Consider the following 25,857-nt stretch of genomic DNA (forward strand, 5'->3'; position numbering starts at 1 on the left):
CGTCAGTATGATCACAGTGGAGAAGCTGTTTAAGCGCTTCGGCGGTCTTGTGGCCGTAAACGATGTGTCGCTTACCATTCAATCGGGAAAGATAACGGGACTGATCGGTCCGAATGGCGCCGGAAAGTCGACGTTGTTTAATCTTATTGCTGGGCGTTACCAGCCAACATCTGGCCGCGTCCTGTTGGATGGCTTGGATATCACCGGCATGCCCCCGCATCAACTATTTGCGAGAGGGCTACTTCGTACTTTTCAAGTCGCACACGAGTTTTCGACGTTGACCGTTCGCGAGAACCTCATGGTTGTCGCTCCCGGTCATCCCGGCGAGCGCCTCGTGAACGTCTGGCTGCGGCCCGGCTTGGTTCAACAGTTCGATCATCAGGCCCGACGAAAAGCAGATGAAGTGCTGGACTTTTTGAAGTTGAGCCACGTCGCCGATCTGCCGGCCGGCAACATTTCGGGCGGGCAGAAAAAGCTTCTCGAACTTGGTCGGACTATGATGGCCGATCCGAAGATCGTTTTCCTCGACGAGGTTGGCGCGGGCGTCAACAGGACACTCCTCTATGAAATCGGCGATGCAATAATCCGGCTCAACAAAGAGCGCGGCTATACGTTCTGCCTCGTCGAACACGACATGGATTTTATCGCTCAGCTCTGTAATCCCGTCATCGTCATGGCGGAGGGATCCGTCATGGCGCAGGGGACTGTGGCGGAGATCAAGGCCAATCAAGACGTGGTCGAAGCCTATCTGGGGCACGGACCGAAACACAAAAGGGAGGTTCATTCATGACTTTCCTCTCAGGAAACAGCATGACCGGCGGCTATGGCGCTGTCGATATTCTCCGCTCCTGCTCGATCACCGCGCAAAAGGGGCAGGTGACCGTAATCGTCGGCCCGAATGGCGCTGGAAAATCAACAGCGATGAAAGCCTTGTTCGGAATGCTGCCGATCCGCTCGGGATCAGTGCGTCTCGAAGATGAGGATATTACGTCACTGTCACCTCAGCGCCGCGTTGAACGAGGGATGAGCTTTGTCCCGCAAGTCAACAATGTGTTTCCGTCCATGACGGTACAGGAAAACCTCGAGATGGGGGGTTACCTGCGCAAAGACGATATTCGGGGAACGATCGAAGAAATATTCGAGCTTTTTCCGGCACTCAAGCCCAAGCGGCGCCAGCTCGCCGGGGAGCTTTCGGGTGGTCAGCGCCAGCAGGTCGCGGTTGGTCGCGCCCTCATGACCCAACCAAAGGTACTCATGCTTGATGAACCGACCGCCGGGGTTTCGCCCATCGTGATGGACGAACTCTTCGACCGCATCATCGAGGTTGCTCGTACCGGAATCGCGATTCTGATGGTCGAACAGAATGCCAAGCCCGCACTCGAGATAGCCGACGTCGGTTATGTCCTTGTGCAGGGAGAAAACAAATTCACCGATACAGGGGCAGCGCTACTCGCCAACGACGAAGTACGCATGACGTTTCTGGGGGGCTGAGCAATGCATGATCTCGCAAATGCTTTCGTCCTTTTGCTTAACTATTTGATCGTTCCCGCGACGACGTATGGCTGCCAGCTTGCACTGGGTGCTTTGGGGGTCAGCCTGCTCTTCAGCGTTCTGCGGTTTTCCAACTTCGCCCACGGGGAACTCATGTCGTTCGGCACGATGACGACCCTTCTGGTGACTTGGTGGCTCCAGGCGAGAGGGCTCACAATACAGCCATTGGCGACGGCATTGCTCGCGTTGCCGGTCGGTATCTTCGTCACAGTCTTGGTGTCGCTCGGGACAGATCGGTGTGTGTACCGATACTACCGGGCGAAGCGCTCCGATCCGATCGTTCTGCTGATCGTTTCGATCGGCGTCATGCTGGTTATGAGCGGCATCGTCCGGTTCATCATCGGAACCGATGATCGCACCCTTGATGACGGTGTGCGCTTCGTCGTTTCTGCAAAAGGCTTCAGGGATCTGACAGGGTTGCAGGAAGGACTTGCCATCCGGGCGACACAGATCATGACAATCGTGTTAGCAGCCGCAAGCGTCGCGCTGCTCTTCTGGTTTCTTCACTATACGAAGACTGGTAAGGCAATGCGTGCCTACGCTGACAATGAAGACCTTGCGGGCCTTTCGGGCATCAGTGCGCAGCGTGTTGTGACCATCACATGGATCCTGGCTGCGACGCTGGCGACTCTTGCGGGAGTTTTGTACGGCCTGGACAAGAGCTTTCGGCCCTTTGTGTATCAACAGCTCGTCTTGCCAATCTTTGCGGCGGCGATCGTCGGGGGCTTTGGCAACCCTGTCGGTGCGATTATCGGAGGGTTCATAGTCGCATTTTCCGAAGTGGCGCTTACCTACTCGTTCAAGAGGTTCTTAGGCTACGTAGTTCCGGCAGATTGGACGTCTGACAGCCTCTATCAGTTGATTTCGACCGACTATAAGTATGCCGTTTCTTTCGTTATTCTCGTCGTAGTTCTAATCGTCCGGCCTTCCGGTTTTCTCAACAGGAGGTCAGCGTGAGCTTCTCTATCAGAAACATCGCTCTCTTCGCTGCCGTCGCCGCTATTCTTTTGATAATCGCGGCAATCCAAAGCGCTTCTGTCGCGCTGACGATCCTAAATCTTTGTCTCGTTTCCGCAGTGATGTCTCTCGGGCTCAACATGCAGTGGGGTTATGCGGGGCTTCCCAACCTTGGCGTAATGGGCTTCGCTGCGCTCGGCGGCCTAGCTGTTGTCGTGGTATCAGCCGCCGGCGTCCCTGCGGCCGTCACGGCTGGCGGGGCTGGCCTCATCGCATCATTGGTCGTCGCCGTTCTAGTCGTCGTCGCCGTGCTTGGAGCGGTTCGGCTGTCGTCGCTTTCACGGCGGATTAAATCAGCAGTGATCGTTGTTTTGATCGTGCTGGGCTACGCCCTACTCGAGCACTTCTTCGTTCCAGCCAAGGAGGCGATTGAGGCGATAGATCCCTCGGCAAAGGGTTATCTTGGTGGTCTCGGATTGCCAGTGCTTCTGTCCTGGCCCGTTGGCGCGGTCTTCGCTGCGGCCGCGGCCTGGCTCGTCGGCAAGATCGCGCTCGGCCTTCGAGGCGACTACTTGGCGATCGCAAGCTTGGGAATATCGGAGATTGTCGTTGCGATCCTCAAAAACGAAGACTGGCTGAGCCGCGGCGTCAAGAACGTTGTCGGCCTCCCCAGACCATTGCCGGACGAACTCGAGCTCGCGCAGACACCGTGGCTTCAGACGTTGAGCAACTATCTCGGCCTTCTTCCGCAGGACGGCGCGTCGCTGGCGGTCAAACTCGGATATGCCGGACTGTTTACGGTCGTGCTCGGCGTGCTTCTGTGGTTGTCAGAAAGAGCGCTTCATTCCCCTTGGGGCCGAATGATCTACGCAGTTCGTGACAATGAGGTTGCCGCGAGCGCGATGGGTAAGAACGTCGAAAATTTGCATCTGAGCGTTTTCATGCTGGGCGCGGCTGTCGTCGGGCTAGCCGGAGCCATGCTTGTTACTTTGGATGGTCAATTCACGCCTGGATCGTACCAGCCATTGCGTTTCACCTTCCTCATATGGGTGATGGTGATCGTCGGGGGCGCTGGAACCAACTGGGGCGCGGTGCTCGGCGCGCTGATCATCTGGACCTGTTGGATCGAAGCCGACCCCATCGGGACATGGCTTCTGCAAAACACGGTTGGGTGGCTCTCGGATGGAAATCCGGTTCGCGAACAGCTCATCAGAAACGCCTCGCAGATGCGTCTCATCGTTATGGGGGTAATCCTCCTCGCGACGTTGCGCTTCAAGCCAGGGGGGCTCATCCCAGAGCGACGCTAAAGAGGGCGCCGCGAACGGCGAGCCGAGTGGGTTCTTGACGCACAAATACCTATCGAAAGAACAGAAAAGGAGTGGGAACGTGAAGAAAATGCTTCTTGCCGCCAGCATGCTACTGCAATTTGGCCTCGCAACATCTACGCAAGCTGCCGAGAAGGTTGTCGCGGTCGCAACCTTCGTCGAGCATCCCTCGGTACAGCTACTCTTGAAAGGCTTGCGCGAAGGTTTGGATAAGGGCGGGATCACATCGGAGAACGGCTACCGGATCGAACTGCAGAGCGCCCAAGGAAGCACGGTTACCGCTGTCCAGATCGCGAAGAAGTTCGCCGGTGACCGTCCGGAGGTAATCGTGGCGACGGGCACTCCAGTCGCGCAGCCGATGGCCCAGACGATCAAGGACCTGCCAATCGTCTTCGCCGGGCTCGCTGATCCACTGGGAGCAAAGGTCGTCCATGATCTTCAACATCCCGGCGGCAACATCACCGGGACCAGTGACCGCGCGCCCTTTGGCCAACTGCTCGCAACCATCAAACAACTCGTTCCGGCTGCAAAGAACATAGGCATCGTCTACAACGCGGGGGAAGCCAACTCGCGCGCGTCGGTCGATCGCTTCAAGACTGAAGCCGCTAGCCTAGGTTTTGCGACTGTGGAGGCATCAATCGCCAAGGCGAGCGATGTGCTTCCGGCTGCGCAGAGTCTGGTGGGGAAAGCAGACGTCTTCTATGCCCCCAACGATGGAACGCTCACGTCGAACTTCGAGGCGCTTACGCGGGTAAGCCTGGAATCGAAAATTCCGATCTTCGCTTCCGACCTGGGCAGTGTCCCGAGGGGTGCGCTTGCCGCGACCGGAGTCGACTACGAGCAGATCGGTGTGCGGACTGCCGCAATCGTGGTGCGGGTTCTCAAAGGCGAAAAGCCGGGTGAAATCGCCGTCGACCTTCCTTCCTCTCTTGACCTCGGCTTCAACGCGAAGATCGCAAGCCAGCTCGGTGTATCCGCGCCGGCGTCGTTTCGTGAGACCGTCAAGACGACCGTGAAATGAGGAGGCGCACGCCATGTCATATTTCGCATGGATGGGAGCCATCGAGGCAGGTCTGATTTTCGGCTTGGTGGCGATCGCGGTCTACATCTCGTTTCGCGTTTTGGATTTTCCCGACCTGACCGTCGAAGGGAGCTTTCCTCTCGGCGCAGCGACGACGGCGGTCTCCCTGGTCAACGGAATAGATCCATTGGTCGCTACGGCGCTTGGCGCACTCGTTGGCGCCGCGGCCGGGTGCATTACCGCTTTGCTGACCGTCAGCCTCGGCTTTTTGCACCTGTTGTCGGGTATTCTTGTTTCGATCGCGCTATACTCGATCAATCTCCGCATCATGGGGCAACCCAACATCGCCCTGCTTCAAGAACGGACAATTTTTTCATACCTTCAAGACTTTGGGCTGCCTGACTCGCAGGCTGTCGTTGCTACCCTCCTGATCTTCGCTTTCGCATCCATTGCCATCGTCTCACGGTTCCTTTCCTCGCAGATCGGTCTTGCCATTCGCGCGACGGGGATCAACAGCCGCATGGCAGCCGCCAACGGCGTCGATACCAAGCTTGCCGTTTTCGTCGGGCTCGCGATCAGCAATGGCCTAGTTGGCCTCGCAGGGTCGCTATTCGCCCAGAGCCAAGGGTCGGCCGATGTCGCGATGGGCATCGGAACGATTGTCGTTGGGCTCGCGGCCGTCATTCTTGGCGAGAGCTTTATCTCGAGCTCTAAGGTCCTGCCCTCCGTTCTCGGGGCAATTTTGGGTGCGCTCGTATTCCGTGTTGTCGTCGCCTTAGCGCTCAATCTCAACGCTATCGGTCTGCAATCGCAGGATTTGAACTTGATCACCGCACTCCTGGTCATATTCGCGTTGCTGATGCCAAGGGTACGTAAAAGAATCGCACGGAAGTCCCAGACAACCCGTGACGCCCGCGCCGTACGAGGTGAGCTATGATTGCGCTGGACAAAGCTACCGTCATCTTCGGCGTGGGAACGCCCTTGGAACGTGTCGCGTTGCGAGGCGTGTCGCTTACGCTGAAGCCCGGTGAGTTTGTCACTGTCATCGGGAGCAACGGCGCTGGAAAGTCCACCCTGCTCAATACGCTCAGCGGGGAAAACAAGCTGTCTCAGGGCCGCATCCTGTTCGACGAACAGGATGTAACGTTCTTGCCGCTCAATCGACGTGCTTCCTATGTCGGACGCGTGTTCCAGGATCCGCTTGTCGGTACATGCGGTTCGTTGACGATCGAAGAAAACATGGCGCTAGCGGCGGCACGAGGTACGCGGCGAGGCTTAGCGCTCGCAAGCAACCGGCAGCTCGTTTCCCGTTTCAAGGATGAGTTGTCCGTACTCGGCCTCGGGCTGGAGAACCGCCTCCATGAGAAAATGTCGCAGCTTTCGGGAGGGCAGCGGCAGACCGTCAGCCTTCTGATGGCGGCGCTTGTTGGAATGAAATTGCTTCTCTTGGACGAACACACGGCCGCACTCGATCCAAGAACGGCTGCATCGATCATGCGGCTCACGGACGACCTCGTTCGGAGGGGTAATTTGACCACGCTCATGGTCACGCATTCGATGCGGCAGGCGCTCGATCACGGCACTCGCACCATCATGATGCACGAAGGGCGCATTGTGCTGGATTTCAGCGGAGATGATCGCAAAGGCCTCACGGTCGAAGACCTTCTCCAGAAATTCTCTGATGTCCGGGCCGAGAGCATTGATGACGATGCCTTGCTTCTTACGTAGCACGGGGCCTTGAGGGCTCAAGAAGCGGATTACCCATGTCTAACCACACCAAACTCAGCGGTAAGATCCAAACGGTGACTGGGCTCATCGACCCAGAGGAGCTCGGCTCCACTTTGATGCATGAGCATCTCATTGTAGATCTCAATCCGCTGAGCCAGCGCGCAAAGCCGTTGCCCCCTGACGACATCATTACCTTGGAGAATTCCTTTAAGATCCGCTATGGGCAGTTGTCCTCTGCGAACAATTTTCGCCTGGACGAGCCCGACGTCGCGATTGCCGAACTGAAGGAACTGAAGGCCGCGGGAGGAAATAGCCTAGTCGAACTGACCATCGGCGGAATAGGCCCCGAACCGGAGACGCTTGCTCGGATCTCGCGCGAGTCTGGTATCAACATAGTTATGGGCTGCGGCCACTACGTTCACGGCTACCATTTTCCCGAAAACAAAGATCGAAGCGTTGATAGCTTCGCGTCCGAGATGATCGCCGCGATTCGCGAGGGCGCATGGGGTACAAACATCCGCGCAGGGATCATCGGCGAAATCGGATGCGAGGAGCCTTGGGATGCCGCTGAGAGGCGGGTGCTCGAAGGCGCCGTTCTCGCACAAATGGAAACCGGAGCTTCGCTGAACGTTCACCCTGGCCGACATCCCGATCAACCAAAGAAGGTCGCCGATTTCGTTCGGAGCACGGGCGGGATCGTAGAGAGGCTGATTGTCAGTCACATCGAACGCACCATTTTCGATGAAGAGCGGCTGCTGCGCCTAGCGGATACGGGAGCGATTCTAGAGTTCGATCTTTTTGGTTGGGAACAGTCCGCCTACGGTCCGGCCGACATCGACATGCCAAATGACAATCTCCGCGTAAAGTGGATCAAGGTCCTCCTCGACCGTGGATATGGCGACCAGTTGGTGATCAGCCACGACATTTTCTCAAAGACGAGATTGTTGCGATACGGCGGGCATGGCTATCAGCATATCTATGCCAATATTCTGCCCTTCATGCGTAGGCGCGGTATCTCGGATGAACAGATTCGTTCGATGATGGTAGATACACCGCGGAGACTTCTGACCTTCAAATAGGTGTCGCATTTTGGCACAACTGCAGGCTACGCGACATCGGTGACGTAGCTATGATTTGTGGCGACCACCTCGACGCCGGGCAGGACAGCTTCATCAGAGAGTGGTTTGAGTTCGTCCGCATTCCGACCGTATCCGGCCAGCCTGGATACGGTCGGACGTGGACGCTGCGGGTATCCCGCATCCAGTCAACGGAATTCGGCAGTGTGGAAGTCATACCCACAGCGGCCATGCTGTCGTTTTTGCCAAGCGGATCAGTGTTCGAAGACTTGCGCCATCGTCCACGAGCGCAGTGACGGATAGCTCTCCTTCGGCCTTCGCGAAATCGTCGCGACCGGTTTCGTAGCCTTCAGGTTCGGCCGTTTTGGACGTGCTCGGAGAGGCGTTCTGCGATGGACTGTCATTTTTATCGGAGTTGGCCGTCGGCGAGGGTGCCATTGATGCCGGGAGAGATCTCGATGAACCCTTCGCGCTCAAGCATACGCCAAGCCTTGCTTAGGTGATCGTCAACTTGCGCTTGTTTGCGGAACGGGCAGCTGCTGCGGCGCTCGGTAGCCATTCCTGTGCCGAACGGCTCGGTCGTGATCGCTTGGTAGGTAAAGCCAGCGCCTGCCGTACTTGCTTGGCGATCATCGGCATGATGCGATCGATGTCGGGGAGGGGCATAGCAAGTAGGCGGTTGGCGTCCTTGATGCAGGTCGAAATCATTAGGCTTCTCGGAATTGCTTAAAGAGCGTCGCCGCAGGAAACGGCCGAGTTTTGTCCGCGCCAGGTCCAAAAGATTCGAACTTTGTCGCCCGGCTGAAGCTTGATCGCTTCCACGATCGCGATTCCGTTCTGCCAATTGACAGGCACCGTGCGTGAATCGTCTTCTTTCGCGTGTTTGAGGCAAGCGGAGGGCGCAGGCGTTTCGGCGTATTCGGACCATCGGATCGATGTGAAATCGTAAACTAGGGTGAGTTTCTCTGTTGGGTACTTGATGTCCTTTCCTCCCAACGAGTTGCCGCCCTGAAAGCCGTTTCGGAAAACGTAGATCATGCGCGGGCTGGGGGACACGCCGGTCAACGCGTACTCCGTATTCTGGTCGAGGTCCGCCTCTGATTCGACCGTGTACTCAATCGTGTTCTTGTCTTCGGTCGGCGCACGCTTCGTCTTGAGCCGGACCTGTGGCTCAATCGCCTTGATTTCGGGCTCGATCCCGCTGCTGGTGAGGCGTATGGCGTACGCGGCGCTCGTCCGGTGCATATCGACGTTCTCAACGTACGTAGCTTTGTCGAAAACTGGTGTGCCGTTGAAGCTGTCGACGGGCTGATCTTTCCGCTGATCGGCGAAAAAATCGAAATGCACGTAAACGAAGTCGCTGGAAATCCTTATATCAGTATTCCTCCAGAAGTAGGGGAATTGGTCGAAGTCCGGGTTGAACCATTTGGCCCCGAAGATGGCTGAAGCTACGCCGAGAATTGCAATAAGAATCTCTTTCATCCCGATCATCCCGCCTGCATAATCTAAGCTTACCACGACTTTGTCGGAATTACTGCAAGGTGTCTAATCGAGCCCCGGCCAATTGAACCAAGGAAGGGCAGCGAGCACGGCGAAGCCTACTCGTCCACCCGACGCGAAAACTTCGACGCAGGCGAGGGCGGTCTCGAGATCCTTTAGATCGTCGCCCACGCTTCTCCCTGCGAACGGAAATCTACCAAGGACGACGACAAATAATGCCTGGGCGAAATGTCGAGTTGCCAACGGAAGTTGGAAACGCACGCCGCCGATCCGCTTTGAGGATTTCGTCGCCGACGATGCCGAAGGCGACCCGGTCTCGGGGGACTGTTTCGCCGAAGAACACTACATCGGGCTTCATCATGCCACTGCAGGACCGGCAATCCGGAACCACGAAAGCCGAGAAGTCCACGTGGTCTGGCCGAACTTAAGCGCCCGGTCTTGGACTGGCTTGTCATTGAGATTGCGCCGGCAGACGAGGGCGCGGATCGGACGGCGGGTTGCCTCACGAAAACCTTAGCACGCGGCGTCTGAACCGCTGATCCGCCAGCCACCCAGATTATGTAAGTTTCTGAAGAGATGCGGGGAAAGCGATCGCAATGTGTTCTACCCGCATAATGCCAGTGCGATGCGAGTATGATCGGTCGGCTTCGCTTTTCAAAGCAGCTGCATTTCTGACCGCCATTGCCCGGTTGGGACTCGCCAAACGCCTACTTCAACGTCAGCTTGAGGGTCCGGACCGCAGAAGCGGCCTGCCCGAGCGACCCATTGACCTGCCACCGAAGTTTCATCCAGCCGCGGTTAGAGTCCTGTTGGGTTGTACGCCGACTGGCGCGGGTGGAGCAACGGGCGATTGGCGGAGTTGGTCGGGGTTGCGCAGCCGATCGCCCGTTGCGGTGAGGATGGCAGCGTAAGCCACCGGGGTTTCGTATTTCAGCGAGGAGTGCGGCCGCTCGCCGTTGTAATCGGCGACCCAAGAAGCGAGCTTGCGCCTGGCGTCGTCGAGACCGAAGAACAGCGTCTCGTTCAAGAACTCGTCGCGCATGCGGCCGTTGATGGGGAAGACGGCCCCGCTCTTTCGCAGCCCGGGATATACTGTCGATGTACAGGACCCGCTAACAGGAGGAGTTCACCAATGGAAGTCGCGACGATTGGGTTGGACATTTCGAAGCACGTCTTCCACGTCCATGCGGTTGACAGAAAAGGCCAAGTGATCAATCGCCAACGCCTCCGGCGAGGCGAGATCGCGTCGTTCTTCTCGTCACTCGAGCCGTGCCTGGTCGGCATCGAGGCCTGCGCTACTGCTCACTACTGGGCACGCGAGATCCGGCGGTTCGGACACGAAGTGAGATTGATTCCGCCGGCCTATGTAAAACCTTACGTGCGGCGAGGAGCCAAGAACGACGCCGCTGATGCGGCCGCGATCTGCGAAGCGGTCACCCGCCCCAATATGAGGTTCGTCCCAATCAAGAGCGTCGAGAGCCAGGGCTTTTTGATGCTTCATCGCGCAAGAGGCTTGCTGGTCCGCCAGAGAACCATGACGGCTTGTGCCGTTCGAGCTCACTTCGCTGAGTTCGGAATCATTGTCGGGCAAGGCCGGCAACGGGTGGATAGTCTGGCGGACTTGTTGGATGACGAGGCCCTAGCGCGCTGCAGGTTGTCGGTCTCCTGGTGGCGCTCGTCAAGCGAACACTATTACCTGGACCTCGGCTTCCTGCCCGAGATCGTACGCTATTTCTCCATCGGCGGTCGCGAGCAGTTGCTTGGCGCGCTCGGTCCGGAGAACAGCCCGCTTCCCCTAATCCGCTGCCAGCCGCGGCACTGAGGGCGTCTGCAAGGGCCGCAACCGACTGCGGTGCCCGCCAATGAACCGACAAGAGCCGCATCGAAGCAGTGAAGCCTCGATGCGGCAAAGTCCGGTGGGGATTGGGGATCTGGGTAGGAGGAAGCGGTTATACATCCGCCTTTGTGCCGAGATGATGCTGGGAATGAGCCGCGGTGTCTACGGATGGGAGCGCGCGAGTGTTGTCGCCTACAGCATCACTTGCGCATCGTCCTGCGCTGCCGTCGGCCGTCGATGCGGTGGCGTTCCGCGCAACGTTCCACAATGTTACGGGGCGGCGACATCGTTCAACGGACGTCCCCGTCTGAGATCGGCGAGAAGTTTCCTCTTGAGCTCGTCGCCTAAGCCATAACGGTCCAGTGCTGCGGGAATATCGCTGGCCACCCCGGGATAGCAGTGCGCGAGCCGCTCGGCCGCCCGCACGGCACACTCCTCGTCCTGCTTGGTTGCGCATAGCGCAATCCGAAGCAGCAAGGTGAGCGGCACCGGCGAGGCCTCCGATCGGAAGACGATACGCCGGGCATTGACGGCATCGTTGCGCATGTAGGCCGCCAGCGCCGCGTAGGGCGGCATGAAAACAGTCGGCTGGATGGCGCCGGCCTGTAGTTGCGCTCCGAACGCCACGTCCTCGTCGTGGTGGCCGCGTGCGATATTGGTTGCCGCCAGCAAGGACTGGCTGAGGCCGGATACGGGTGGACCATCGAGGATCTGCGGCGTCAGCTCGAAGGCGCTTTCGGGATCGCCTCCAAAAAAACGCGCTGCGAACAGCGCGAGAAGACCGATCCCGAGCTTGGGCGAGCGGCTTGCGGCTCGCTCTGCGAGCTCCCGAGCCCGCGCGATGTCTGACTCGGGGTTTCGGCCCGGCGTCCCGTCGAGATACTCGGAAACCAGTACCGCCGAGAGCAGCGACAGCAGCCGTGGATCGTCAGGCTGCCGGCTGACCTCTGCTTCGAGGCAGGCGAGCGACTCCGGCAGGTCATAGGCGTAGTGAAGGATGGTATCGAGCGCCCGCAGAACGCAGGCCCTGCCCTGAAGGTTCCGGGCAGCAGTCGAACTGGAGCGGCGGAGTGCATCCGTCATGATCGCGCCGATCCAGAGTTCGCCGACGTCCGCGGCGACCGTGCTCACCATGCGGTCGTCGGCCGTGCTCTGGACGCTCACGTCAATGCCCTGGAATGCGCGAGACCAGATGATCTCGTTGGAGCGCGCGCTGAGCAGCCGGAATACGAAGTCCCGCCGCGACCTGTCCGACGCTCCGGCCCGGACCAGAAGGACATAATCCACGGCGCTCTGATGGTCTGCGTCCGCACGATTGTGCATGACGGTCAGGTCGTAGTGGGTCAACGCGCTCTCGAGTGACGTGGCGATCAGCCCCGTCTGTTCGTCGGATGTCGGAGGATCGGTTTGCACGAGGACGCTCGGAAGGCCGAGCACCGGTGTGCTCACCTGTGCGCCGAACAGGCGCGCGACGTCGCGCGAGAGCAGGGCCGTTCCAAGCACCAGCGTCACCAGCAAGATCACGACATGACCCGGATAGAGCAGACGCGGCAACTTCGGCGCGACGTTGCTTTCTTCGGACCTAGGTGGTGGCACCTCCTCCTCGACCGGCACAGCTCGCAGGAACTGCGGCTGATACGAGCCGACGGGCAGCACGATATGCATCGGATTCTTCGCCCCGGTTCCCCTGTAGTAGTTCTCCAAGAGCTCGCGCAGGCGCTTGGCCTGGACGCGCACGACGGAATTGACCTGCGGATCGAAATCGCTGCCGCGTCCGAGGACGGAGGTGGCGATGGTGAAGGCCTTCAGCCGGTCACCGCGGCCTTCGAGAGTCTCCTGCACCACAAAGCGCAGGAACTGCATCGCAGCAGGATTACGGCGAAAGCTTGGATCCCGTAGAATTCGATCGAGCTCAGCCCCGACGTCGACGGGCTCGCTCGGGACCGGCGAGGAGCCGCTTTGGATGTCTGCATTCATATCGGTCGATCGACGCAGGATCCGTGGGAACTCGACGCCCTCGCGCAAGGTTCCCGCGCGTCGCGATATGGTTGGCTCAGCCTTCTCCGACCATCAGGTACGCTTGTCAGCGCGCGCTTGGCGAGGGATATCCGTGCTCCCAGACCGGTTCGATTACTGCCGCGCCTCATTGCGTCACTTCAAATTCCACTGCGTCACCAAGGTTGATCCGAACGCTTCTCGGATGCAATACCGGGCTCGGCGATTGTGCTGTCTGCGACAAAAAGAAGCCGAGGGCGACAAGCGCACAGCCGCCACACCGGACTGCCGGCCCTCATTTGCCGAACCACGTCTGGGCTGTGATCACGATGCAGATTGACGTGGAGGCGGGGAGCAGGAAAGACCGCGCACCGGGCTCGCGGTAATTGTACATCTTGACGTTGTCGGCGAAATCGCCCTTCGCCGCACCTTTCGTTTCCAGGGCCGCGCCGACCGTGTCGCAGCTCACCGGGTAAGGCTGCACGACCAGCGAGCTCGCATCGCAACTCGTACTCGCCAGGGGCGTCACGCCGGCGAAGCTGAGCAGCAGCGGCGAGGCCGGATCGCCGCTGGCAACCGCATTCGTCACCGAGAAGATGTGCTTGTCGGCTGCCTCCTTGTTCCAGAGCGCAGTCGCCACATGACGGCCGGTGGCGATCTGCGAGGATACCAGGCCGAGCAGCGGCGCACAGGCACGCACGCCGGCCTTGTCCGCGATCTGCAGCGCGGCAACCTTGCTCTTGTCCGGCTGACTCCCGTCCGGCTGGATCGGTTCTGCGGCGCTGGTCCCGGCAAGGAGGGACATGACATGCTCACCCAACGAGGTGAAGGTGAGGACCGCTGCCGCGGCGAAGGCGAACAAGACAGCAAGGACGGCGATCAGCCACGACGAGCGTGCGGGGACATACGACAATGATGACATCTTGCCTCTCCGAGGAATGCCCGGCCATCGGCCGGCTGTCTCGACGACGGCGAGACAGCGATTCGAATACCGGAATGCGTCGAACCTAGTCTGCTCCGCGAGGCAAATATTGTCGTCGGGTACCCACGGCTTGTCCGATTGCGCGCCGGTCGGCACTGAATGCGGTTTCGGACAAGTTCACTTCCGTTCGGTCCTAGATTGCGCGTGCTTTCCTACTTAGGGTTTCGCGCCTCTCCAACGAGAGACGCAGGTCGTGCCGGCGCTCGATGGCGGCGGAGACCGACTTGCTCAAAGCTGAGCTTGGCGAAGCCGAAGGACCACGCTCCGCCGCGCCCTTTCGTGTCGAGCCCAAGGAACCAATGACCAGAGAAACGTGTCGTTCGCCGTCGCAGCAGTCCAAGGCCTTTGCAAGCGATCAGGAGAGGCCGCACCGTGGCGGCGAGGCTGCCGATCCCGGCTCCCCTGACCGGATGCGCCGCCGCTGGACGCCGCTGAAGAAGCTACGGGTTCTGCTGGCCGTGCAGTCCGGCGCGCTCGCGGAGCGCGATCTCTGGGAAAAGCTTCGGATCAGCGAAACGGAGTTCAACTCCTGGCGGCGCGCGTTCGCGGAGTTCGGCTATGCTGGACTGAAGACGACACAGCTTCAAAAGCTACGCAGGCGCGGCGCTCGCCGCAAGTGAAAGCGGCCGCGCTCTCGAGATGACGCTTCGGCTTGCAGGTGGCTGCAATCCCGACCGTGCTTTGCTGTGGCAACCCGCGGACATTGATCGGCATGCGCTGCGCTCGCGATCTGGCGCGATCGTTCGGTTTGCTGGTCGGTCGTACCGTGCCAGTCAATGTTGATGCCGCTACGAGCAATACGACGACTCCGGCGCCTGTCTAGGCTCCCTGCATGGTGAATCGAAGGATGTATTTCAATCATAGGTCGTGTCGCAGAACGCGAACGCGCATTGTGGGGCGAGCGGCCGAGAGATCGGACATTGGCGTTCGTAGTGAGTTCGGATTGATCGTGAGGGAGTGTCGTCTGCACGCGAAGGCAGGCGACGGATGCGCAGCGTTGCCAGGACGGCGGCGGATGCTTTTGCGCCGTGGGCGCAGTGTCGGAGCCGTCTCGCGCGAGGGGCAAGATGGCTGTCTTGGAGCGTTGCTCCGGTCCCTTGGACTGGTCGCATGCAGTTGAACTGGGAGAAGATCGCCATGATCATGAATTCGCAATCGAGCGCCGCAGCCTTTGTCGCCAACTGGGTTGATCATGCGGCAGGCGACTGCCGATCGCTCCGGCGCAGGCTGATCGCCGTGTTGCGGCGGGCTCACCGCGTGCTCGGCATCCGGCGCAAGAGACTTGGTATGGGGCTGCTGGGGCTGCACGCCCCGCGCATCGCGGGGCTGTCGCTGGTCGCAGGTCTGAGCTTCGCCGGGCCGGCGAGCGCGAAGGTTTTCGTAAATAACACGGGCAATAGCAATGACAGGTCCTGCGCCTGGATTGAAGACGCAGGTACGATGGCCAGCTCGTTCACTACCACGGATGCTGGCGGGGGGTATCAGTCCGGTTGCAGTGCTGCAGATGCCTCGACGCAAACGAATCGCAGTCTTTTCTACGCAGGCGCAACTTTCCAACAAGAAGTAAATCTGACGCTTGGCGGGCTGCTGTTTGTCAATGCGGGCAAAATTGGTGTCACCGACGTCGCCACCGGCACCTACTCTATGAGGATGGGCAGTGTCGCCACGATGAACGCGGCCGCGGGCGCCAATTCCATCGCCATCGGCTCGGCCCAGACCAGCACCTCGGACGGCGCTAGCTCTGGAGCGACGGTCGCGTCCGGCAACAGCGCCACCGCCATCGGGGTTAAGGCCAATGCCGCGGGACTCAACTCGATCGCGCTGGGCAGCGCCGCGTCCGCATCTGCTGAGGGTTCAGCTGCGCTCGGTAATTCGGCCAGTGCATCGGGCGTCGGCTCGACTGCGCTCGGCCGGCGTGCTGTGGCCGCCGCGGCTTCCGCAGTCGCTGTCGGCGACGGCGCCAGCGCGCAGACGGCCAGTGCGGTGGCGATCGGAGCGGGCGCCACCGCACTGGGCGGCAAAGCGGTCTCGATCGGCGCCGGAAACACCGCCAATGGGAATGGTGCGGTCGCGATCGGCGATCCCAACACCGCGGCCGGAACCGGCGCCGTCGCCATGGGCGCCAATAACAGCTCGAACGGCCAGGGCGCCGTCGCATTGGGCAATGCGAACACCGCGACGGGCCAAGGGGCGGTGGCGTTGGGCAACAGCTCGACCGCGGGCGGCGGCGGTGCGATTGCTCTCGGTGATACGGCTGCGGCCAACACAACCAAGGCTCTGGCGCTCGGTTCAGGAGCAACCGCGACCAACCAGAACGATGTCGCACTGGGCGCGGGCTCCGTAACCGCGACTCCGAACGCGACAAGTGGAGCCACGATCGCAGGGACATTCTACTCGTTTGCCGGCACCTCGCCGACCAGCGTCGTCAGCGTCGGCGCCTCGGGCTCCGAGCGCCAGATCACCAACGTCGCGGCCGGGCGGATCAGCGCGACGTCCACCGATGCCATCAACGGCTCGCAGCTTTATGCGACCAATCAGGCCGTCACGGCCGTGCAGCAGGTGGCGAACGCCGGCTGGAACGTCACGACGTCATCGACCGGGACAGGTACGGTCAGCGGCACGACGGTGCAGAAAATCGCGCCGGGGGCGACCGCGACCTTCACCGCGGGCAACAACATCGCGGTGACGCAGAACGGCGCGGAGGTGCAGATCGCCACCAGCATGACGCCGAGCTTCACCTCGGTGACGACCGGCAACACCACGATGAACTCCAGCGGCCTGACCATCAATGGCGGGCCGAGCGTCACTTCGAGCGGCATCGATGCGGGCGGCACCAAGATCACCAACGTGGCGGCGGCGACCAATCCGACAGATGCGGTGAACCTGACGCAGATGCAGACGGCGGTGACGAACGTCCAGACGCACTATTACAGTGTCAACGACGGCGGCACCCAGCAGGCGAACTACGCCAACAATGGCGCGACCGGCACCAATTCGCTGGCCGCGGGCGTTGCCGCCTCCGCCGCCGGTGCCGGCTCGACCGCACTCGGCTTCGGCGCGACAGCGAACAATGCCAACGACGTCGCGCTTGGCTCCGGCAGCACTACCGCCGCGCCCAATCCGACCGCGAGCGCCACGATCAACGGCACCACCTACAACTTCGCCGGCGCTTCGCCGACCAGCGTGGTCAGCATCGGTGCTGCCGGCTCCGAGCGGCAGATCACCAACGTCGCCGCCGGGCGGATCAGCGCGACGTCCACCGATGCCATCAACGGCTCGCAGCTTTATGCGACCAATCAGGCCATCGACACGCTCAGTCAGGGCGCCGTCAAGTACGATACCTCCGGCGGCACGGTGAACTACAACAAGATCACACTCGCCGGATCCGGCGGCACCACGATCACCAACGTCGCCCCGGGAGCGGTGAGTTCAACCTCCACCGATGCGGTGAACGGCTCGCAGCTCTATGCGGTGCAGCAGCTCGCAGGCGCCGGCTGGAACGTCACCACCAAGGCCACCGGCACCGGCACGGTCAGCGGCACCACTGTGCAGAACATCGCGCCCGGCTCGACCGCGACCTTCACCGCCGGCAACAATATCGCGATCACCCAGGTCGGGTCGGAGATCCAGATCGCCACCAGCATGACTCCGAGCTTCACCTCGGTCACCACCGGCAACACCAAGATCGACACCAATGGCTTGACCATTGCCGGCGGACCGAGCGTGACGTCAGCCGGAATCGACGCTGGAGGAACCAAGATCACCAACGTCGCCGCCGGTACCAATGCGACGGATGCGGTCAATGTCTCGCAAATGAACACCGTGGTCGCCGGCGCGAAGACCCGTTATTATAGCGTCAATGACAACGGCGCCCAGCAGGCGAACTACGCCAACGATGGCGCCACCGGCGCCAATTCGATGGCCGCGGGTGTTGCCGCCTCCGCCTCAGGTGCCGGATCGACCGCCATCGGCTACGGCGCGACCGCATCCAACGCCGGCGCTGTCGCTCTCGGTCAGGGCTCGACAACATCGGCGGCCGTCGCCACGACCGGGACCGAGATCGGCGGCAAAGCCTACACCTTTGCGGGAACATCCCCCACGAGCACGGTGAGCGTCGGGGCGGTTGGCGCCGAGCGGACCATCACCAACGTCGCCGCGGGCCGGCTCAGTGCAACCTCGACCGATGCGATCAACGGCAGCCAGCTTTACACCACCAATCAGGCGGTGGACGTGCTCTACAAGGGTGGGGCCGGCCCGGTGCAGTACTCGAACTCCTCGACGCCGACGACGCCAAACGGCGGCACGCCGACCAACGACCTCACCCTGGTCGGCGGCTCCAGCGGGCCCGTCGTGCTGCACAACGTCGGGGACGGAGCCGTCTCGTCGACCTCGACCGACGCGGTCAACGGCAAGCAGCTCTATGCGACCCAGGCGAACGTGCCGGGTTCGTGGCAGGCGCCGACCTCGAATACGTATGTGCTGAGCAATCCGGCGGGCGGCGGCGGCCCGGTGACCCTGAGCAATGTTGCTCCAGGAACGCTCTCGCCGACGTCGACCGAGGCGGTGAACGGCTCGCAGCTTTATGCCACCAACCAGGCGATCAACAACATCGCCACGGGCTTCGGCAATCTGCAAAGCCAGATCGACACCAACGCCCGCCGCGCCGACGCGGGCATCGCCACGGCGGCCGCTCTGGGCATGGTCCGCTACGACGATCGCCCGGGCAAGCTGTCGACCGGCGCTGCCGTCACCTACCATCACAATCAGGCGGGCTTCGCGATGGGTGCGGGTTACACGACCGAGGATCGCCTGTGGCGGGTCTCGGCGGGACTCGCGTTCTCGCCGACCAGTAGGAGCATGGACGATCTCACGGTCGGCGCGAGCGCCACCTATACCTGGAACTAGATCGCGCGCCGACCCACCGGCGCGTCCGTGGCTACCAACATCGGGAATCGTCAGATGACATCCAAGATCACGATCTGCGCCGCAGGCTTGCTGCTGTCGCTTGCGTTCACGTCCCGGCCGTCACCGGCGGCTGATATGTCCGTTCCGGCGTCAACCTGCCACGAAGGCGGAAAGTACCAGCGTATCCCCATGAGCCGCATCGCGCAGCGGACCGAGCACGATCCGTCCGGCCTCTGGACAGACTTCGAGCTGTGGAACGTCAATAGCCCGCACAAGACCGACATTTGGGAGGGCGCGTACCGGGGCTGCCGGGGTGAACGCATCGTCGTCTCGCAGATCATCAATCGGCAATGCAGCAGCGCAACGGTCTGTCCGGTGCGGATCGTGCAATTCGACCGCGGCGGCAGCGGGCGGGTGCTGCTCGCCTACAAGCAGGCCTGCACGCTGCATGGCACCTTCGCGCTGAGCTCGGACGGACATGAGCTGATGGCCTGCGACGTCCCTTACGAGCTCGACTGAAGCGACCGGATCGAACAGCATCGGTCGACTCGATGACAATTAAGAGAAGGTTGTGAGCATGAATCCGCAGGTCCGAGCGATCCTGTTGCTCATCTGTTGTCTGGCGCCGACCGGGGCCCGGGCAGAGGTTGTGCCGGCAGCTGCTGGACAAACCCCGACGCCGTCTGCGCCGACGCCACCTGCGCCGGTGCCGCCCGCGCTTTCCACCAAGCCTTGGCAAGTCGACCGGATGCTCGCGCTGCTGCTCGTCCGCTCGACCGTCATTGCGCTCGATCAGGCCAACAAATCCGGAAACTACACGGTCCTGCACGCGCTGGCCTCTCCCAGCTTCCAGCAGGTGAATACACCGGCGCAGCTCACCGACCTGTTTGCGAACTTCCGTCGCGAGAAGTTTGACCTCTCGCCGGGTGCTATTCTCGAGCCGCAGTTCGCATTTGAGCCGAGGATCGAGGCCAACGGTCTGTTGCACATCGCGGGCGACTTCGCGGGACGGCCGAGCCCGTTCCATTTCGATCTGATGTATCAGTCGGTGGGTGGGCGCTGGCTGCTGGAGGCGATCTCCGCCGGCTCGCAAGGAGGCCAGGACAAGCCAAAGGAAGGCCCGGAATCCGGCGCAGCCGCGAGCGCTGCGCCGCCGGCGGCTCCGACGCCTCCGAGGCCGGTTGTGAGATCTGGTCAGCCGCAGCTGCTCCTTGCCCGGCCCGACCAGTCCAATCCGCCACAGACATCGCGCAAGCCGCAGCAGAAGAGCAATGAGCCCCGGTCGAACTGATCTCCGGCCGGAGGCGGCTCACTCGACCGAGGAATCTGGCGGACCCGGTCAGCAGGACGAGTTGGCTCCTTACGGAATGTCTCTCACGAGCATGCGGCCGGTCATCGAAACGATCGACGTGATCGCTTCCGCACTGATCATGGTGCGCTGGAGACACCAGAGCTCATCAACTTCCGTACGACTGGACGGGTGGATCCGCTCGGGAGGCTCGCGCCGCGCAGTCTTGCTCCCGCCGGAGTCCCTCCGGTTGTTGCGCGTCTCGCAATCCGGCGACGCGGTGTTCTGGGACTGCTGTGAAGGCGCGGTGCTGACCGCGCTCGTGCTATGGCAACTCGCGGAGGAACAGCGGCCCTTCACCAACGAAGATGCGCGTGCCTGGCAGGCGGCCACGCGGCTGACCAACTCTGAGGTGGCGCAGCTGTTCGGCATCTCCAGCCGGACGTGGCGCTCCTACAGGGCGCAGGCCCGGATCCCGCGATCGGTCGGCATCGCGTGTCGTGCGATGACACGCGATCCGCTACCGCTGCATGCGCACGTTCAATTGTCCCGCCGCCTTCGCACTTCGAGTCGTTCGTCGGTCGAGGGCTGAACGGCCGCGGCGGCGCGTCTATGCAGGGGCGGAGCGCGCTTGGTACCGATCGCGCGTTGGGCGACAAGCGAGGTTCGCTGCGAGAAAATACCTGGCCGTACGAGGCCACTATGGTTTACGCGGGCAAATGGGATGGTCAGCTGTAGCGGCAGGGAAGTAAATGGTAGATCAGCCGAGCGCGATAAAGCAACGCCTGCGAAAGGTGCAGATCCATCCGAGCGTGCCGGAGCAGCTCCGCGACCAGCTCAAGAAGTGCGCTAAGGAGAGGGGGCGCTCGCTGAATCAGGAAATCGTGCTCCGGCTGACAAAGTCTTTGGCTGAGGACGGCTGCTGAGCCGAGACACGGAATTCGCATCGTCGGGACTGCCCGCTGCAACTGATGTCACGCATGATGTCTGGTTGTCAGACCGGTGGATCAAGCGCCCGAGCGACGCAGAAGAGGAACGTGAACAGCACAGCCGAAAAGGCGAGTCCATAGATGATGCCGCGCGCGACGCTCGTCCTATAATGGTCCCTGTTCGCGCTGACGTGCTTCATCCGTCTGTGCCGATGCTGAATGCCGATTCGCGTGAAGCCATTGTCACGAGAGCGTGCCGGTAAGCAAATGGATCCAAAGGTGCGCAAATTGGACCTGACCGCACAATCGTGCCGTAGACAAACAAGCTACCGGGCCACGGAAGATGACGATCTGTACGGGTACCGGCATGATTGGATTGGAGGAAGCGGTGCAGGTTCAACTCGCAATCGTTCTCATGCTGGCATCGGTGCTGGCACTGGTCGGTCTCGCCTTCTGGCTGCTTCGCGACTACGCTGCGGAACGCCGGCTGAAGGCTCGGATGGGCCAGCCATGGCGCGTTGCACCGATCCAGGTCGTGAGGCTCGCAAGCGGCCGTCGCCTCGTCCTCATTCGCCACCGAGACATGGAGCATCTGTTGCTGATCGGCGGGCCGGCCGATCTTGTCGTGGAAAGCAGGGCCATGCAGGCCGGCGAATATGACGTCGCGAACGGAGACGGCAATTAGCAGCGAGGGACGTCCGCGACGATGAAGTGACCGATCTCGACAATTCCAAGTCGAACAAACTTGAACGATTCATATCACTTTCTCGATGATGTGGCGGCCTTCGCCACGATGCTCCAAGGTGTCTTCGTTGTTCATTGGAGGCTGTGGATGCATTCGCTTTACGAGAAGCTATCTGTCCTGGTCGTGGATGATGATCCGACGTTTGCGACCACAGTTGCCTTCCTGCTCAGCCGCATTGGCGTTGGCCAGATTGGGGTCCTGCATGAAGTCGGGTCGGCCTGGTCCTTTTTGAACGCGACGCCCGTTGATGTCGTCATCTCCGACTGGAATATGGAGCCTGCCGATGGCTATCAACTCCTGAGGATGGTGCGCAGAAGTCGCCGCCTTGCGCTCCTCGGGTTTATCATGATGACCGCCAATACATCGGAACAATATCCGCGTCTCGCGATCGAGGCGGGCGCCACCTTCTTCCTCGTGAAGCCATTCCGGATGTCGAGCCTGAAGGCTGCGCTGGATGCCACGTTGAGCGAGATGCCTGGGCAGACGCCGTTCGCGCAGGTGCGGCTCGAGGGCAGTACGGGTCGTCGACCGGAATGGGGGTGATCGTCGATTCAGGTCTGCGAGGAATGACAATCTGGGTGCCGCACCTGACAAGAGATTCGCCTCAGTTGGCCTATCCTTCGGCGAATGATCGTGGCCGCCGCCGAGACAGCGGCGTGAACCGACGTTGTCGGCAGGTGGACGAGTGCCGCGTTGGGAAGGAGATCGCGTCGTGTGGTCCAGAAGCTTGGCGTTCATCGGCGCGGCCTTAGCCTTGCTCTTCGTCCTGCCGCCTGTATCGACGTCCCTTGCCGGGACGACCGACCGCGAGTCCCTGTACGTCGGACCGGCAATCAATCGCGATGTCTTCAAGGAAGGCGCGATACGGCGGATCGAGGCAAGCTTTCAGAATTGGCGTGTCGTGTGCGATGAAGTCACTGCCGAACGGCGCCGATTCTGCAGCTTGTTCGGGGCGGGTCAAACGGAAGGCAAGATGCTTGGTGACATCGTGGTGACGACCACCCGCGAGGGGCAGCCTGCCGCCATGCTCCATCTTCCTTACGGCGTGTCGCTGCGGTCGGGACTCACGGTCGCGGCAGCCTCCGGAGGCGCGATCGCTGGCTCACGGCGTGAAAAGACCAGTCGTGTCACCAAGCTGGCTTTCGTCACGTGCGACGCCCAGGGGTGCATGACGCTTTGGCCGCTCACGACTGCGCAGCTCAACGCCTTGATCACCGGTGGAATGCTCATTGTACGGTTCAAATCGATGACGGTGGCGAACATGGCCGGCCCGACGCCTATTCTGGTCGGCGCCGCCGATCGCGAGATGGTCATCTCTGGTCTCGGCTTCTCTGAAGCGGTCAGAGCCTCGATCAACAAGCCCTAACACACAGGCGTTGGCCACCGAGCGCAGGAGGGTTTGCGTGCGTTGCCCTCAACTTCGATAACGGGTTACGTTTGGAAGATATGCATACTACGTTACATCGGCATGTACGGGGGGTGAAGAGCTCTCGGCGATGCCGACACGAAAGGTGACCGCACGCTAGCCGTCTGGCTATAAGGAATGAGCGAAATCGACCCTGGTGTGCATCGGCCTGCCCGAGTTGGTGCGACCCATTCGGTTCAATTCCAGCGATTTAGTACACTCGGGTGGATGACAGAGCGCCCATCCGTCCCAATTGGGGGCAGTTGTCCTGAGCCTGTCGGGTAGACCGAGCGAAGGCGAGGTTCCCCGATTCGGCGTTACGCGCGGCGTTCACCCTTCCTGAAGTAACCGTTACCACGCTGCAAAAATCGACAAAGGTGGCTCTCTTTCTACCTGGAAGCGATGGCGTTGCCGTTCGTTCCTGAAAACAGGGGGAAAGCATGAGCATTCTTGGCCAGGTCGGTATCAGTCATCGCGGCGAGCTCCAACAGACCGGGAATCGGTCGATCCGCGTGGCGCTTCACGTGACCGAGCCGGAAGGCGTCGCGGTGACGACTTGCGATGCCGCCGATGGTGGCAGCATCTTGTGGGCGTGGGGATTTGCCGGCTTCTTGAAAGAGCTGGACCGGAAGACCTCCGCTCCGATGGTATGGGCTGTTTTCGAGAACGGGATCAGCAGCTGTTACGTCTCGAATTCTCTTCATGGACTCCTGGGGGGCAAGGGCCGTCCGCGATATAATGGGGTAGAGGAGCAAAAACATCTCTGCGTTGCCATTCCGTGTCGCTCATTCTACCGGGGCGTCGATGATGTTCCACATAGAATCGACGCCAATAACAGGTCGTGGAGGGCGATCGAGCTGCTCGGGACAATGGCGAGTTACGTGGTTGGCGAGCTCAGCACGTCGAGCGAATCTACCAAGGAGCTCTCTCATCTCAATTTGGTTAACAAGGTCCTAACGCGCGCAGCCATCCCATTGCTGGTTGCCGCGTGCGACGAGCTGGGCGACTGTGCGGAGGCGCGCCGTGTAGCCGGCGCCAAGGGGCGGCATTTGAGGTTGCTCCTGCAGATCGTTCGAGAACGCTTCCGGGATCCGTCGTTCTCACTCCGTCGCTTGAGCGCTCTTTCGGGATTGAGCAACCGGTACGTCAACGCGATATTCCAAGAAAGCGGCGCCTCGTTCTCGGAACGGATATTGGATGCGCGGCTTCGATGGGCTTATCAGGAGCTGAGTTATAGCCCGCACACGGGCCGCAAGATCGGCAAGATTGCCTACGACGCGGGCTTCACCGACCAGCCCTACTTCAATCGGGCGTTCAAGCGGCGTTTCGGCATGAGCCCGCGGGAGATACTTCGCCGGTTTGATCTCACTGGCGATACTGAAGGTGACGAGATTCCGAGGTCTGTTCAGTCGGCTCGTCCGGAGGGAAGCAACCGCATTCTGCCGTTGCAGCGCCCGGTTCGCGTCGGGAGTCCCGATGCCTTCGAACTGTGAAGTTGTTGATTGCGCGCATAAGTTGCATTGTCTCGGCGGCGGCTTCGATCCCTGATCGGGCTTGGTCATATGACTTTTGTCAGGAAGTCTCGTGACTTTGTCCACGTGTCAGGATTCAAAAAATCTGCTCCGTTTTGTGGACGCGCTCGCATCGCAAGGGCTGGGGGCGGGCGACACGTCAACGAACAGGGATGGATGAATTATGACGAGGTTCTCGTACGTGTACCGAGCCTCTAGCCCGAGGTGCCCAATACCCGCGACCGTCAAAACGAGCGTCTTGGGTCATCGGGTGCGTCGGTTGTGGAGTTCGAAGCGATGATGCTCGAAGGTCAGTTGGAGATTGACGCGCGGCAAGAGTTGGCGGGAGGTCATAGGAAGGTCCCTGCCGCGACCACTTGGAATGGGCCGGACAGGCAAGAGATCGAGATGCAATTGTCGCGCTTGCTGGACAACGGCGAGTTTCGGAAGAGCAAAGCCGCGTCCCAGTTTCTCAAATATGTGGTTGTCGAAGCGCTGGATGGTCGGGCCGAGCGCCTGAAGAGCTATACGATTGCGACGATGGCGCTGGGACGAAGCACCGATTTTGATCCTCAGATAAACTCCGTCGTCCGGGTTCAGGCGAAGCGCCTCCGAGCGCTCCTGCACACATACTATCTCGGTCCCGGGCGACACGATCCTGTGCGCGTCGAGTTGCCCGTCGGCCGATATCAACCCGTGTTCAGCTATACCTTTATGCCGCCCGTACACGATGAGACGCGGCTGGAGCGCGCGAGCCCAACGACGGACGCACCTCTCCGATCGTGGCAGATGGCCGTCATGGTCGCTGTGATCCTCTTCGCGATCTTGTCCGGACTGACACTTGGTCTAGGAAGCCCCTGGTGTTCGCCTGGGTTGGACCGCGTACGCCGGCCGGTGGGATACCGGGTACCTAGTGGTTTTGTCCGCGTGCCGATCGACGCTTTCACATCTTCAGACCAGCGGCAGGCCCGCTCGCGGTCGGGTGGAGGGACGGTGATCTGCTCCACTGGATTTTGCCAAAGTTAGGATTGACAGCACAGGCGAATATTACGAGTTATACAACTAAGCGACAGAGATCCGTTCGTCCGGTGACGGGCGAGCG

Annotated in this window: 24 protein-coding genes and 2 pseudogenes; 20 read left to right on the plus strand and 6 right to left on the minus strand. The window is 60.8% G+C overall.

Going from position 1 to position 25,857, the window contains the following annotated elements; genetic code table 11:
- Positions 1 to 7: 7 nt before the first annotated feature.
- The 8 genes from QX071_RS16305 (at position 8) to QX071_RS16340 (ending at position 7,661) form a co-directional block, all read left to right on the plus strand.
- The gene (locus QX071_RS16305) at positions 8 to 790 is read left to right on the plus strand and encodes an ABC transporter ATP-binding protein (protein ID WP_315707244.1); all 783 of its coding nucleotides are present in this window, start codon (positions 8 to 10) and stop codon (positions 788 to 790) included.
- Positions 787 to 1,491, plus strand: a complete 705-nt coding sequence (locus QX071_RS16310) for an ABC transporter ATP-binding protein (protein ID WP_315707245.1) — start codon at positions 787 to 789, stop codon at positions 1,489 to 1,491. The genes QX071_RS16305 and QX071_RS16310 overlap by 4 nt, the downstream gene beginning before the upstream one ends.
- A gap of 3 nt (positions 1,492 to 1,494) precedes the next feature.
- Positions 1,495 to 2,508 carry a branched-chain amino acid ABC transporter permease gene (locus QX071_RS16315; protein WP_315707246.1) on the plus strand — a complete coding sequence of 338 codons (1,014 nt, stop codon included), beginning with the start codon at positions 1,495 to 1,497 and terminating at the stop codon, positions 2,506 to 2,508.
- Positions 2,505 to 3,815 carry a branched-chain amino acid ABC transporter permease gene (locus tag QX071_RS16320; protein WP_315707247.1) on the plus strand — a complete coding sequence of 437 codons (1,311 nt, stop codon included), beginning with the start codon at positions 2,505 to 2,507 and terminating at the stop codon, positions 3,813 to 3,815. The genes QX071_RS16315 and QX071_RS16320 overlap by 4 nt, the downstream gene beginning before the upstream one ends.
- An 88-nt stretch (positions 3,816 to 3,903) precedes the next feature.
- Positions 3,904 to 4,854, plus strand: coding sequence for an ABC transporter substrate-binding protein (locus tag QX071_RS16325; protein WP_315707255.1), 951 nt, complete (start codon positions 3,904 to 3,906; stop codon positions 4,852 to 4,854).
- A gap of 13 nt (positions 4,855 to 4,867) precedes the next feature.
- Positions 4,868 to 5,791 (plus strand): ABC transporter permease subunit, encoded by a 924-nt coding sequence (locus tag QX071_RS16330; protein WP_315707248.1) that lies wholly within the window; start codon positions 4,868 to 4,870, stop codon positions 5,789 to 5,791.
- A complete protein-coding gene (locus QX071_RS16335) occupies positions 5,788 to 6,582 on the plus strand; it encodes an ABC transporter ATP-binding protein (RefSeq protein ID WP_315707249.1) in 795 nt (264 codons plus the stop codon). The genes QX071_RS16330 and QX071_RS16335 overlap by 4 nt, the downstream gene beginning before the upstream one ends.
- Positions 6,583 to 6,617: 35 nt before the next feature.
- Complete coding sequence (locus tag QX071_RS16340) at positions 6,618 to 7,661, plus strand: hypothetical protein (protein WP_315707250.1); 1,044 nt, start codon at positions 6,618 to 6,620, stop codon at positions 7,659 to 7,661.
- A 492-nt stretch (positions 7,662 to 8,153) separates the two neighbouring features.
- Here QX071_RS16340 and QX071_RS16345 read toward each other — a convergent pair whose 3' ends face one another.
- From QX071_RS16345 to QX071_RS16360, 4 genes and pseudogenes are all read right to left on the minus strand, one after another.
- Positions 8,154 to 8,366, minus strand: coding sequence for a hypothetical protein (locus QX071_RS16345; RefSeq protein ID WP_315707251.1), 213 nt, complete (start codon positions 8,364 to 8,366; stop codon positions 8,154 to 8,156).
- Between the two features lie 18 nt (positions 8,367 to 8,384).
- Positions 8,385 to 9,140 (minus strand): hypothetical protein, encoded by a 756-nt coding sequence (locus tag QX071_RS16350; protein WP_315707252.1) that lies wholly within the window; start codon positions 9,138 to 9,140, stop codon positions 8,385 to 8,387.
- 211 nt (positions 9,141 to 9,351) lie between these two features.
- Entirely contained in the window at positions 9,352 to 9,567 is a 216-nt protein-coding gene (locus tag QX071_RS34085) for a Sir2 family NAD-dependent protein deacetylase (RefSeq protein ID WP_409997619.1), read from the minus strand.
- 375 nt (positions 9,568 to 9,942) lie between these two features.
- A pseudogene (locus QX071_RS16360) lies at positions 9,943 to 10,233 on the minus strand (integrase core domain-containing protein); the annotation flags it as partial.
- Positions 10,234 to 10,290: 57 nt separating this feature from the next.
- Here QX071_RS16360 and QX071_RS16365 point away from each other — a divergent pair.
- Positions 10,291 to 10,785, plus strand: a pseudogene (locus QX071_RS16365) (IS110 family transposase); the annotation flags it as partial.
- Between the two features lie 480 nt (positions 10,786 to 11,265).
- Here QX071_RS16365 and QX071_RS16370 read toward each other — a convergent pair.
- Positions 11,266 to 12,972: a hypothetical protein gene (locus tag QX071_RS16370; RefSeq protein WP_315703677.1), complete on the minus strand. Its 1,707-nt coding sequence runs from the start codon at positions 12,970 to 12,972 to the stop codon at positions 11,266 to 11,268.
- Between the two features lie 313 nt (positions 12,973 to 13,285).
- On the minus strand, positions 13,286 to 13,912 hold the full coding sequence (locus QX071_RS16375) for a hypothetical protein (RefSeq protein ID WP_315703678.1): 627 nt from the start codon (positions 13,910 to 13,912) through the stop codon (positions 13,286 to 13,288).
- A 359-nt stretch (positions 13,913 to 14,271) separates the two neighbouring features.
- Between QX071_RS16375 and QX071_RS16380 the strand changes: the two genes are divergently transcribed.
- From QX071_RS16380 to QX071_RS16425, 11 genes are all read left to right on the plus strand, one after another.
- Positions 14,272 to 14,592 carry a DUF1153 domain-containing protein gene (locus QX071_RS16380; protein WP_315703679.1) on the plus strand — a complete coding sequence of 107 codons (321 nt, stop codon included), beginning with the start codon at positions 14,272 to 14,274 and terminating at the stop codon, positions 14,590 to 14,592.
- Between the two features lie 1,048 nt (positions 14,593 to 15,640).
- A complete protein-coding gene (locus QX071_RS16385) occupies positions 15,641 to 18,877 on the plus strand; it encodes a YadA-like family protein (protein ID WP_315729166.1) in 3,237 nt (1,078 codons plus the stop codon).
- Between the two features lie 54 nt (positions 18,878 to 18,931).
- Positions 18,932 to 19,396, plus strand: a complete 465-nt coding sequence (locus tag QX071_RS16390; protein WP_315729165.1) for a hypothetical protein — start codon at positions 18,932 to 18,934, stop codon at positions 19,394 to 19,396.
- 58 nt (positions 19,397 to 19,454) lie between these two features.
- A complete protein-coding gene (locus tag QX071_RS16395) occupies positions 19,455 to 20,168 on the plus strand; it encodes a hypothetical protein (protein WP_315729164.1) in 714 nt (237 codons plus the stop codon).
- Between the two features lie 76 nt (positions 20,169 to 20,244).
- Positions 20,245 to 20,757 carry a hypothetical protein gene (locus tag QX071_RS16400; protein WP_315729163.1) on the plus strand — a complete coding sequence of 171 codons (513 nt, stop codon included), beginning with the start codon at positions 20,245 to 20,247 and terminating at the stop codon, positions 20,755 to 20,757.
- Positions 20,758 to 20,917: 160 nt separating this feature from the next.
- Positions 20,918 to 21,091, plus strand: coding sequence for an Arc family DNA-binding protein (locus tag QX071_RS34090; protein WP_315703684.1), 174 nt, complete (start codon positions 20,918 to 20,920; stop codon positions 21,089 to 21,091).
- Between the two features lie 346 nt (positions 21,092 to 21,437).
- A complete protein-coding gene (locus QX071_RS16405) occupies positions 21,438 to 21,779 on the plus strand; it encodes a hypothetical protein (protein ID WP_315729162.1) in 342 nt (113 codons plus the stop codon).
- 60 nt (positions 21,780 to 21,839) lie between these two features.
- The gene (locus QX071_RS16410; RefSeq protein ID WP_315729161.1) at positions 21,840 to 22,382 is read left to right on the plus strand and encodes a response regulator; all 543 of its coding nucleotides are present in this window, start codon (positions 21,840 to 21,842) and stop codon (positions 22,380 to 22,382) included.
- A 169-nt stretch (positions 22,383 to 22,551) separates the two neighbouring features.
- Positions 22,552 to 23,205, plus strand: coding sequence for an invasion associated locus B family protein (locus tag QX071_RS16415; RefSeq protein WP_316201063.1), 654 nt, complete (start codon positions 22,552 to 22,554; stop codon positions 23,203 to 23,205).
- A 479-nt stretch (positions 23,206 to 23,684) separates the two neighbouring features.
- Positions 23,685 to 24,737, plus strand: coding sequence for an AraC family transcriptional regulator (locus QX071_RS16420; RefSeq protein ID WP_315703688.1), 1,053 nt, complete (start codon positions 23,685 to 23,687; stop codon positions 24,735 to 24,737).
- A gap of 315 nt (positions 24,738 to 25,052) precedes the next feature.
- Entirely contained in the window at positions 25,053 to 25,781 is a 729-nt protein-coding gene (locus QX071_RS16425; protein WP_315703689.1) for a hypothetical protein, read from the plus strand.
- The last annotated feature ends 76 nt before the right edge of the window (positions 25,782 to 25,857 follow it).

Origin of the sequence: Bradyrhizobium sp. SZCCHNS1022 (genome assembly GCF_032484835.1) — a bacterium.
GTDB lineage: Bacteria > Pseudomonadota > Alphaproteobacteria > Rhizobiales > Xanthobacteraceae > Bradyrhizobium.

Coding starts and splice junctions, on each gene's coding strand:
- QX071_RS16305 (WP_315707244.1), top strand. CDS start 8: ATGATCACAGTGGAGAAGCTGTTTAAGCGCTTCGGCGGTCTTGTGGCC.
- QX071_RS16310 (WP_315707245.1), top strand. CDS start 787: ATGACTTTCCTCTCAGGAAACAGCATGACCGGCGGCTATGGCGCTGTC.
- QX071_RS16315 (WP_315707246.1), top strand. CDS start 1,495: ATGCATGATCTCGCAAATGCTTTCGTCCTTTTGCTTAACTATTTGATC.
- QX071_RS16325 (WP_315707255.1), top strand. CDS start 3,904: ATGCTTCTTGCCGCCAGCATGCTACTGCAATTTGGCCTCGCAACATCT.
- QX071_RS16330 (WP_315707248.1), top strand. CDS start 4,868: ATGTCATATTTCGCATGGATGGGAGCCATCGAGGCAGGTCTGATTTTC.
- QX071_RS16335 (WP_315707249.1), top strand. CDS start 5,788: ATGATTGCGCTGGACAAAGCTACCGTCATCTTCGGCGTGGGAACGCCC.
- QX071_RS16340 (WP_315707250.1), top strand. CDS start 6,618: ATGTCTAACCACACCAAACTCAGCGGTAAGATCCAAACGGTGACTGGG.
- QX071_RS16345 (WP_315707251.1), bottom strand. CDS start 8,366: ATGATTTCGACCTGCATCAAGGACGCCAACCGCCTACTTGCTATGCCC.
- QX071_RS16350 (WP_315707252.1), bottom strand. CDS start 9,140: ATGAAAGAGATTCTTATTGCAATTCTCGGCGTAGCTTCAGCCATCTTC.
- QX071_RS16370 (WP_315703677.1), bottom strand. CDS start 12,972: ATGAATGCAGACATCCAAAGCGGCTCCTCGCCGGTCCCGAGCGAGCCC.
- QX071_RS16375 (WP_315703678.1), bottom strand. CDS start 13,912: ATGTCATCATTGTCGTATGTCCCCGCACGCTCGTCGTGGCTGATCGCC.
- QX071_RS16380 (WP_315703679.1), top strand. CDS start 14,272: ATGACCAGAGAAACGTGTCGTTCGCCGTCGCAGCAGTCCAAGGCCTTT.
- QX071_RS16385 (WP_315729166.1), top strand. CDS start 15,641: ATGAACGCGGCCGCGGGCGCCAATTCCATCGCCATCGGCTCGGCCCAG.
- QX071_RS16390 (WP_315729165.1), top strand. CDS start 18,932: ATGACATCCAAGATCACGATCTGCGCCGCAGGCTTGCTGCTGTCGCTT.
- QX071_RS16395 (WP_315729164.1), top strand. CDS start 19,455: ATGAATCCGCAGGTCCGAGCGATCCTGTTGCTCATCTGTTGTCTGGCG.
- QX071_RS16400 (WP_315729163.1), top strand. CDS start 20,245: ATGTCTCTCACGAGCATGCGGCCGGTCATCGAAACGATCGACGTGATC.
- QX071_RS34090 (WP_315703684.1), top strand. CDS start 20,918: ATGGTAGATCAGCCGAGCGCGATAAAGCAACGCCTGCGAAAGGTGCAG.
- QX071_RS16405 (WP_315729162.1), top strand. CDS start 21,438: ATGACGATCTGTACGGGTACCGGCATGATTGGATTGGAGGAAGCGGTG.
- QX071_RS16420 (WP_315703688.1), top strand. CDS start 23,685: ATGAGCATTCTTGGCCAGGTCGGTATCAGTCATCGCGGCGAGCTCCAA.
- QX071_RS16425 (WP_315703689.1), top strand. CDS start 25,053: ATGATGCTCGAAGGTCAGTTGGAGATTGACGCGCGGCAAGAGTTGGCG.